The sequence below is a fragment of the Streptomyces capparidis genome (assembly GCF_054782095.1).
Map to the genome: position 1 here is coordinate 270,822 of NZ_BAAGTD010000003.1, position 8,173 is coordinate 278,994.

Annotated in this window: 9 protein-coding genes; 2 read left to right on the forward strand and 7 right to left on the reverse strand. The window is 75.1% G+C overall.

The window, feature by feature from the left end:
* Positions 1–43: 43 nt before the first annotated feature.
* From ACYVO2_RS04725 to ACYVO2_RS04750, 6 genes are all read right to left on the reverse strand, one after another.
* Entirely contained in the window at positions 44–883 is an 840-nt protein-coding gene (locus tag ACYVO2_RS04725; protein ID WP_461006281.1) for a sulfurtransferase, read from the reverse strand.
* Positions 884–1,052: 169 nt separating this feature from the next.
* The gene (locus tag ACYVO2_RS04730; RefSeq protein WP_461006304.1) at positions 1,053–1,133 is read right to left on the reverse strand and encodes an Ms5788A family Cys-rich leader peptide; all 81 of its coding nucleotides are present in this window, start codon (positions 1,131–1,133) and stop codon (positions 1,053–1,055) included.
* A gap of 223 nt (positions 1,134–1,356) precedes the next feature.
* Positions 1,357–2,058 carry an LmeA family phospholipid-binding protein gene (locus ACYVO2_RS04735; protein ID WP_461006282.1) on the reverse strand — a complete coding sequence of 234 codons (702 nt, stop codon included), beginning with the start codon at positions 2,056–2,058 and terminating at the stop codon, positions 1,357–1,359.
* Between the two features lie 40 nt (positions 2,059–2,098).
* Positions 2,099–3,769: a hypothetical protein gene (locus ACYVO2_RS04740; RefSeq protein ID WP_461006283.1), complete on the reverse strand. Its 1,671-nt coding sequence runs from the start codon at positions 3,767–3,769 to the stop codon at positions 2,099–2,101.
* 8 nt (positions 3,770–3,777) lie between these two features.
* Positions 3,778–4,062 carry a MoaD/ThiS family protein gene (locus ACYVO2_RS04745; protein WP_461006284.1) on the reverse strand — a complete coding sequence of 95 codons (285 nt, stop codon included), beginning with the start codon at positions 4,060–4,062 and terminating at the stop codon, positions 3,778–3,780.
* A gap of 161 nt (positions 4,063–4,223) precedes the next feature.
* Positions 4,224–5,102, reverse strand: a complete 879-nt coding sequence (locus tag ACYVO2_RS04750) for an alpha/beta hydrolase (RefSeq protein WP_461006285.1) — start codon at positions 5,100–5,102, stop codon at positions 4,224–4,226.
* Positions 5,103–5,600: 498 nt separating this feature from the next.
* Between ACYVO2_RS04750 and ACYVO2_RS04755 the strand changes: the two genes are divergently transcribed.
* Positions 5,601–6,401: a response regulator transcription factor gene (locus tag ACYVO2_RS04755; RefSeq protein ID WP_461006286.1), complete on the forward strand. Its 801-nt coding sequence runs from the start codon at positions 5,601–5,603 to the stop codon at positions 6,399–6,401.
* 46 nt (positions 6,402–6,447) lie between these two features.
* Positions 6,448–7,470 carry a LacI family DNA-binding transcriptional regulator gene (locus tag ACYVO2_RS04760; RefSeq protein WP_461006287.1) on the forward strand — a complete coding sequence of 341 codons (1,023 nt, stop codon included), beginning with the start codon at positions 6,448–6,450 and terminating at the stop codon, positions 7,468–7,470.
* Positions 7,471–7,526: 56 nt separating this feature from the next.
* On the opposite strand, the gene ACYVO2_RS04765 is transcribed toward ACYVO2_RS04760, so the two are convergent.
* Positions 7,527–8,173 (reverse strand): lysozyme family protein (locus tag ACYVO2_RS04765; protein ID WP_461006288.1); only part of this gene is annotated, 647 nt, incomplete at its 5' end.

Consider the following 8,173-nt stretch of genomic DNA (forward strand, 5'->3'; position numbering starts at 1 on the left):
CTCTTCCTCGCGTTCGGGGGCGTTCAGGGGGTGGTGGGGTCGGTCACTTGCCGGTGCCGAGCTCGATCGGCACGCCGACCAGCGAGCCGTACTCGGTCCAGGAGCCGTCGTAGTTCTTCACGTTCTGCTGGCCGAGCAGCTCGTGCAGCACGAACCAGGTCAGCGCGGACCGCTCGCCGATGCGGCAGTAGGCGATGGTGTCCTTGCCGAGGTCCACGTCCTCCGACTCGTACAGCGCCTTCAGCTCCTCGTCGGACTTGAAGGTGCCGTCGTCGTTGGCGTTCTTCGACCACGGGATGTTCTTCGCGGACGGGACGTGGCCCGGGCGCTGGGACTGCTCCTGCGGCAGGTGGGCCGGGGCGAGCAGACGGCCGGAGAACTCGTCGGGCGAGCGGACGTCGACCAGGTTGAGGGTGCCGATGGCGGCCACCACGTCGTCCCGGAAGGCGCGGATGGAGGTGTCCTGCTCCTTGGCGCGGTACTCGGTGCGCGGGCGGCTGGGGACCTCGGTGGCCAGCTCGCGGGAGTCCAGCTCCCACTTCTTGCGGCCGCCGTCGAGGAGCTTGACGCTCTCGTGCCCGTACAGCTTGAAGTACCAGTAGGCGTAGGACGCGAACCAGTTGTTGTTGCCGCCGTAGAGGACGACCGTGTGGTCGTTGCCGATGCCGCGCTCGGACAGCAGGGCCTCGAAGCCCTCCTTGTCCACGAAGTCGCGGCGGACCGGGTCCTGGAGGTCCTTCTTCCAGTCCAGCTTGATCGCGTTGCGGATGTGGTTCTTGTCGTAGGCCGAGGTGTCCTCGTCGACCTCCACGATCACGACGTTCGGGTCGTCGAGGTGGCTCTGGACCCAGTCAGCGTCCACGAGGACGTCACTGCGGCTCATCATTCTCCTCCGGGACAGATGCGGCGGTGGGTGCGTTGTCGGGCGCCCGCGCGGAGCGGTGGCGCATCCTCGGCGCGGAACGGCGACGCGGGAACGCGGCAGGCGCGGGGGGAAAGCGGGATCCGTCGTCGCGTGCGGGCCGCGAAAGCGGTCCGGCGCGGCCGTCCCATCAGGCCATTCGACACAGACAGGCGGCGACGCGGCACAGGTCCACTGCCCGCCGCTTCGTGAGAACCGCCTGTCGCTGCATGCCCTCGATCGTAGGGACGTCACCCCGCCAGTGTCATCGGCGTACCGGATGCTGAGACAAGATTGTCCGTATGCAGAGAACGGTTGACAGCGGCGCGGGGCGGGGGACCTGCCGGTACGGGCGCCGCGCGGGTCCGGAGGGGGTGCGGTCGGCTGATCGGCGGACGCGGCGTCTCATCACCCGGACGGCGGGGCCGGGCGGGGCCGCGGGCGGCGGCGCGGGCTCACTGGCTGAGGGAGACGTCCCGGCCGCTCAGCTCGATGACGATGCCGGACTCGTCGGCCTCGATGGAGTCCAGCCGCATGCCCTCGGGCAGGCCGGTGACCTGCTTGTCGAAGTCCAGGTACTCGCGTATCCGCTCCTCGGCCCCGGGGATGGAGCTGGCCGGGACCGACTTCGCGCGCACGCTCACCGTGTCGCCGTCCACCAGGCTGATCTCGCTGGTCACGCTCTGCTCGCCCAGGACGGGGATGCCCGCGCTGGCCTTGACCTCGCTCACCCCGGCCTTGCCGCTCGGGCCCCCGTAGGAGATGCGCACCCCGGGCGGGGCCGCGGCGGACAGGTCGGCGTAGCTGATCCGCACGGTGCCGGAGGCGCTGCGGGCGGTGGCGGTGGTGAAGCCGTCGGAGAACTTCACGTCGTGCAGGTCGGCGCTGAACTTCGTGACGCGCAGGGAGGTGCCCTCGGTGTCCTCGGCGCGCATGCCCTCGGCGGAGGCGTGCACCTTGTCCAGCTCCCCGCCCACGAGCTGGGTGAGGAACGGGAAGCCGTCGATCGACACCTCCGGCTTGCCGTCCGTCTGCCGGGACTGGCGCAACTGGTCCGCGGCCTCCGACTCCGCCAGGGCGACGGCGATCCGGTCCGCGATCACGAACAGGACGGCGAGCACGGCGAGCGTGATCAGCAGTGGACGTACGACGCGCATGGTGCTCCCCCGGTCGGTCTTTCGGCGAGCCTAACCCGCCCTACCCCGCCACGATCCGCCCGAACATGTAGACGGCCGGTGCCGCGGCGGCCAGCGGCAGGGACACACCGGCGGTGAAGTGGACGAACCGCGAGGGCCAGTCGTAGCTGGCGACCCGCACCCCGATCAGGGCGCAGGCGCCCGCCGCCGCCCCGAGCAGCGCGCCGCCGCCCGTGCCGATCTCCACCCAGCCCGCCGCGCCCGCCCCCGCGCCCGCGGCGGCGGCCACGCACAGCGGCACCGACACCCACCCGGGCAGGGGCAGCGGCCGCAGCAGCACCGCGGCGGCGACCCCGGCCAGGCCCGCTATGACCGGCGCCCCGGTCCGCCAGTCGGCGACCGTGGCCTCGTCCCCGTAGACGCCGCTGACGCTCCAGGCCGCGACCAGGCCGGAGACCAGCACGGCGGCCGTGGCTGAGGTGGCGGTCACGGTGAGCGCGTACAGCCGCTCGTCGGCCCCGCCGCGGTGGCGCAACTGGAGGACCAGGATCAGCAGGAACCACACCCCGAGCGTGCCGATGACGGCGGACGGGGCGTGCTCGCCGTGCAGGGCGAGGATCACGCCGTCGGCGGCGAGCCCGGCGGCGAAGGCCAGCATGATGCCCTGCCGGGCGGGCCACATCCCGTTGAGCCGGAACACACCCGCGGCGGTGACGGCCTGGAGCAGCACCGCGACCCCGGCCAGCGCGGGCCGCGACACGGCGGCGCCGCCCGCGAGGAGCAGGCAGAACAGGACGGTGAGCAGGGCCGGCTTGATGCCGGGCTCGATGATCGGCGAACCGGTCCTGCGGGACGCGGCCGGCGCGGGCGGCGCGGGCGAAGGCGACGGCGGGGCGGCACCGGCCGCCTCTTCCGGCCCGCCGCCCACCGCTCCCGAAGGCCGGGGCGCCGCCCTGCGCCGCCCCGTACCCGCGGCGGGCCCCCCCGCGGCGGGCGCGCCGTACCCCCGCGGCGCGGGCTGCTCCGGCCCGCCCTGCCCGCCGGGGTGCGGCGGCGGGGCCGCCCCGTACCCGGGCTCCGGCAACTGCCACGGCCGGCCCTGCGCGCCCCCGGGGCCGGCCTGCCCCGCCCCGGCCGCCCACGCCCCGCCGTACCCGGCGGCGCCGTGGCCGTCCGCCCCGCCGGGCTGCCCCGCGGGGTGGGGCGCGGCGGCCCCGTGGGCGCCGTACCCGCCGTGGGGGTCGTGCCCGGGGCCGCCGTGGGGCGGGGGCGCCGCGGCGCCGTACCCCTGCTCCCCGCCGTACCCCTGGCCCGCGCCGTAGTGGCCGTGCTGCTCGCCGTACCCCTGGCCCGGGTACTCCTGGCCCGGGTACCCCTGGCCCGCGTCCCCTCCGCCGCCGTGGCCATGACCGCCGCCGTGGCCCGGCCCTTCGCCGTAGCCCTGGCCGCCGCCGTACTCCTGCCCCGGCTGCGCTCCGGTGCCGTACCCGCCGTGGCCGTACCCGCCGCCGTACTCCCCGGCCCCGTATCCCGCCGCGTGACCGTGGTCGCCGGCATGGCCGTACTGCTCCGCGCCCCCGTACTGCCGCGCCTGCCCGTACGGCCCGGCCTGCCCGTACTCCTGCCCCTGGCCGGCCGCGTGCCCGTACCCCTCCGCCGCGCCGGGCTCGTACTCCTCGGGGGCGTCCTGCGCCCGGCCGCGCTCCCACTGCTCCCACTCGGGTGTGGACATGGCCCGCCTCACCCGCCCGCGAACGGCGGCAGCACCTCGACGGTGCCGCCCTCGGCCAGGGGGATCAGGTCGTGGTCACGGGTGCCGACCGGCTCGCCGTCCACCAGGAACGAGCAGGCGGAGAGCACCCGCGCGAACTCCGGGCGGTCCCGGTGCCGCCCGCGGGCGTCCGCGAGCGCCTCCGCGAGGGTCGTCCCCCGGTACGGCTCCTCCGCGGTGCCCGCGGCCGCCTTGGCGGCGGCCCAGTAGCGGATGGTGCCGCCGGGTCCCGTGCCCGTCACACCTGCGGCCATAGCGGCTCCTTGCCGGCGTTGCCCGATCGGCCGGCGGGCCCGGCCCGGCCCGCGCGGCCGCGACGAAAACCGCTGCCTTCCCGCGGCCGTCGCGGCTCCATCATCCCGCCTCCGCGGCACCGGCCCGCAACGCCCTGTGGAAAACCCCGCGGAAGCGCAGGTCAGTGCGGTTGCCCGGGGTTCGGGGCCGGCCCTGCGGGACGCACTCGGCCACCGCCCCCGACCGCCCCGACCGCCCCGCCTGACGACGCGGCCGTCCGCTCCACCACCCACCGCCCCACCCGCCGCAGCAGCTCGGGCGGCGCCGCGTTCTCCGCGTGCCCGAAGCCGCGCTCGATCCACAGCTCGCCGTTGTCCCCCGCGGCCTCGGCCAGCGACCTGGGGTGGTCCAGCGGGAAGTACGCGTCGCGGTCGCCGTGCACCACCAGCAGCGGCGCCGGGGCGATCCCGGGCACCGCCTCCACCGGCGGGACCGGCACCGGGTCCCACTCCCGGTGGTCGACGCGGGTGCGCAGGCACAGCCGGGACACCAGGCGCCCCTCCGGCCGGGTCACCACCCAGTGCAGCCGCCGCATCGGGGCCGTCCCCCGGTAGTACCACCGCGCGGGGGCGCTCACCGCCACCACGGCATCGATTCGTGCATCTGTGCGCCCCCGTGCTTCAGGTCGCCCGTCGCTCCCGGCGGCGGGCCCGGCCGCCGCCCCCGCGTGCCGCAGCACGACCGAGCCGCCCATGGAGAACCCGACCGTCGCCACCCTGGTGTGCCCCAGCGCCCGCGCCCAGCGGACCGCCGCCGCCAGGTCGAGCACCTCGCGGTCCCCCACGGTCGAACGCCCGCCCGACCGGCCGTGCCCCCGGAAGGAGAAGGTGACCACGCCTGCGAACTCGGCGAACACCGCCGCCGCCCGCCGCACCGCGGGCCGGTGCAGCGACCCGGTGAACCCGTGCGCGACCACGATCGCCAGGCCGTCGCCGCCGTCCGGAGCCGGACCCGAACGGGGCCGGTACTCCGCCTCGACGAGCACCCCGTCGTCGGTCAACAGCGCCCCGGAGCATGCGCCCGAACCGGTCTTCCCCGCCTCGCGGAAACGCCCCTCACTCGGCCGGAAAGACGCGTCCGCACCCCCCGAAGGAACACGAATAGGCATATCTTCAGTCTCTGCACGGGGCCTCATGTGGGTTATTGTGCTGGGCAGAGGGATCCGGGCAGCGTCGCCACCGGGTCCCTTCGCGCTTTCACGCAGGAGCGCGGACCGCACCCGCACCCGCACAGCCAGCAGTCAAGCCAGAAGTCCGGGAAGTACCGAGAAGTACTACGAAGCGATCACCGGGGGTACAGCGAAGTACCACGCCGCGTCGCCGAGCCGAGCCGCAGCAACACCACAACGTCCTCGCGGGGACCGAGGAGGTCGAACCATGGGCAGTCCATGTGTGCCGTGCCACGGACGGGCCGGGACGCCCGGCGCCGACCTCGGGTGCCACCGCGACCCCAGGTGCCGCCGCGCTCCCGGACCCCTTGATCGAAAGGGCGGACACCGATGAGTTCCCTCCTGCTCCTGACCAACGCCCTCCAGCCGTCGGCCGAGGTGCTGCCCGCGCTCAGCCTGCTGCTCCACAACGTGCGCGTCGCGCCGGCCGAGGGCCCCGCCCTGGTGGACACCCCCGGCGCCGACGTCATCCTCATCGACGGGCGCCGGGACCTGCCGCAGGTGCGCAGCCTGTGCCAGTTGCTGCGCTCCACCGGCCCCGGCTGCCCGCTGATCCTGGTGGTCACCGAGGGGGGCCTCGCGGCCGTCACCGCGGAGTGGGGCATCGACGACGTGCTGCTCGACACCGCGGGCCCGGCCGAGGTGGAGGCCCGGCTGCGGCTGGCGCTCGGCCGCCAGCAGGTCGTCGCCGACGACAGCCCGATGGAGATCCGCAACGGCGACCTGTCCGTGGACGAGGCCACCTACAGCGCCAAGCTCAAGGGCCGGGTGCTCGACCTGACGTTCAAGGAGTTCGAGTTGCTGAAGTACCTGGCGCAGCACCCGGGCCGGGTGTTCACCCGCGCCCAGTTGCTCCAGGAGGTCTGGGGCTACGACTACTTCGGCGGCACCCGCACCGTGGACGTCCACGTGCGGCGGCTGCGGGCGAAGCTCGGCCCGGAGCACGAGTCCCTCATCGGCACCGTGCGCAACGTCGGCTACCGCTTCGTGGTGCCGGAGAAGCCGGACCGGTCCGACCGGGCGGACAAGAGCGACAAGGCCGCCAGGTCCGAGCGTCCGCTGCCGCCGTCCGCGGACGGCGAGGACGCCGCCGGCTCCCTGGCGGAGCCCGTCCACCAGCGGTCCCGTTGAACTCGGGCCTGCTGAGGTGCCGGTTGATCCGCGTAGACTGACCCGCGTGCCGAAGGTGACGCGCGACGATGTGGCCAGGCTCGCGGGTACCTCGACCGCGGTCGTCAGCTACGTCATCAACAACGGACCCCGACCCGTCGCCCCGGCCACCCGCGAGAAGGTGCTGGCTGCGATCAAGCAGCTCGGCTACCGCCCCGACCGGGTGGCCCAGGCGATGGCGTCCCGCCGCACCGACCTGATAGGTCTGGTGCTCCCCGACGCGCGCCAGCCGTTCTTCGCCGAGATGGCGCACGCGGTCGAGCAGGCCGCGGCCGAGCGCGGCAAGATCGTGCTGATGGGCAACAGCGACTACATCGACGACCGCGAGGTGCACTACCTGCGGGCCTTCCTCGGCATGCGGGTCTCGGGGCTGATCCTGATCAGCCAGGGCCCCTCCGAGCGCGCCGCCGAGGAGATCGCCGCGTGGGACGCCCGGGTGGTGCTGCTGCACCGCCGCCCCGAGGCCATCGACGACGTCGCGGTGCTCACCGACGACATCGGCGGCGCCCAGTTGGCCACCCGCCACCTGCTGGAGCACGGCCACCCCTATGTGGCCTGCCTCGGCGGGCCCGCGTCCACGCCGGACGTGGGCGACCCGGTCACCGACCACGTCGAGGGCTGGCGGCGGGCGATGCTGGAGTCCGGGCGGACGCTGGACGGGCGGCTGTTCTCGGCCCCGTTCAACCGCTACGACACCTACCCGGTCGCCCTGGAGCTGCTCAGCGGCCCCGACCGGCCCCCGGCCATCGTGTGCGCCACCGACGACCAGGCGATAGGGGTGCTGCGGGCCGCCCGGGAGCTGGGCCTGGACGTGCCGAGGGACCTGGCCGTCGCCGGGTTCGACGACGTCAAGGAGGCGGCGCTCACCGACCCGCCGCTGACCACGGTCTCCTCCGACCGGCAGGCCATGGCCAGGGCCGCGGTGGACCTGGTCCTGGACGACACCCCCTCCCGGGACCGCACCAGGCGGCAGCGGGTGCGGCAGTTCCCCTCCCGCCTGGTGGTGCGGCGCTCCTGCGGCTGCGGGTGACGGCGACCGCGGGTGAGGGCGGCCGCGGGTGACGGCGGCCCGGCCGGTGCCGGTCGTCAGGCCGAGTACTCCGCGAGGTGGCCAAGCACCTCGTCCACGTGCGGCCTGGTGCGCTCGGGCACCCCGCCGGCCTCGATGACCGCGCGGTCGCTGGTGCGGTAGCCGGCGGCGACCAGCGCGGGCAGTTGCGCCCGGTCCATGCCCTCCTGCTTGAACCGCTGGCCGAGCCAGCACACATAGCCGCCCATGGTGGCGATGGCGTCGGGCGGCGACATGTAGTCCTTGTCGCCGTCCTGGTCGCCGTCCACGGCCCAGGCGTTGAACACCGCGGGCGTCCACATGGCGATGCCGTACTCGTCGGCCTCCGGCCGGGCGGCGTCCGCGTCGAAGCCGCTCTCGGCCTTGAGCATCGCCGCGATCAGCACGGGCGTCACCTCCTCCTCGGTGCAGCGGTGGGCGGCCCGGGTGATGGGCTCCCGCAGCGCGGCCGGGACGTCGGCCCCGGCGGGGATCTCCCCAGGGGCCGGGGCGGCCGGGGAGGACGCGGCGGGGGACGGGGGTGCCGACGGGGCCCGGGACGAGGTGGCCGCGGGGCCGTCCGCCCGGCCGCCGTCCCCGCCGTCCGGCCGCAGGGCGAGGGCGCCCGCGGCCACGGCCGCCGCCAGCACCGCGGCGCGCGCCGTCTGCGCCGTCGCCCGCCCCG

What these genes read in the sequence shown, in the direction of transcription:
- ACYVO2_RS04725 (WP_461006281.1), bottom strand. Translation starts at nt 883, where the DNA reads ATGAGCCGCAGTGACGTCCTCGTGGACGCTGACTGGGTCCAGAGCCAC.
- ACYVO2_RS04730 (WP_461006304.1), bottom strand. Translation starts at nt 1,133, where the DNA reads ATGCAGCGACAGGCGGTTCTCACGAAGCGGCGGGCAGTGGACCTGTGC.
- ACYVO2_RS04735 (WP_461006282.1), bottom strand. Translation starts at nt 2,058, where the DNA reads ATGCGCGTCGTACGTCCACTGCTGATCACGCTCGCCGTGCTCGCCGTC.
- ACYVO2_RS04740 (WP_461006283.1), bottom strand. Translation starts at nt 3,769, where the DNA reads ATGTCCACACCCGAGTGGGAGCAGTGGGAGCGCGGCCGGGCGCAGGAC.
- ACYVO2_RS04745 (WP_461006284.1), bottom strand. Translation starts at nt 4,062, where the DNA reads ATGGCCGCAGGTGTGACGGGCACGGGACCCGGCGGCACCATCCGCTAC.
- ACYVO2_RS04755 (WP_461006286.1), top strand. Translation starts at nt 5,601, where the DNA reads ATGAGTTCCCTCCTGCTCCTGACCAACGCCCTCCAGCCGTCGGCCGAG.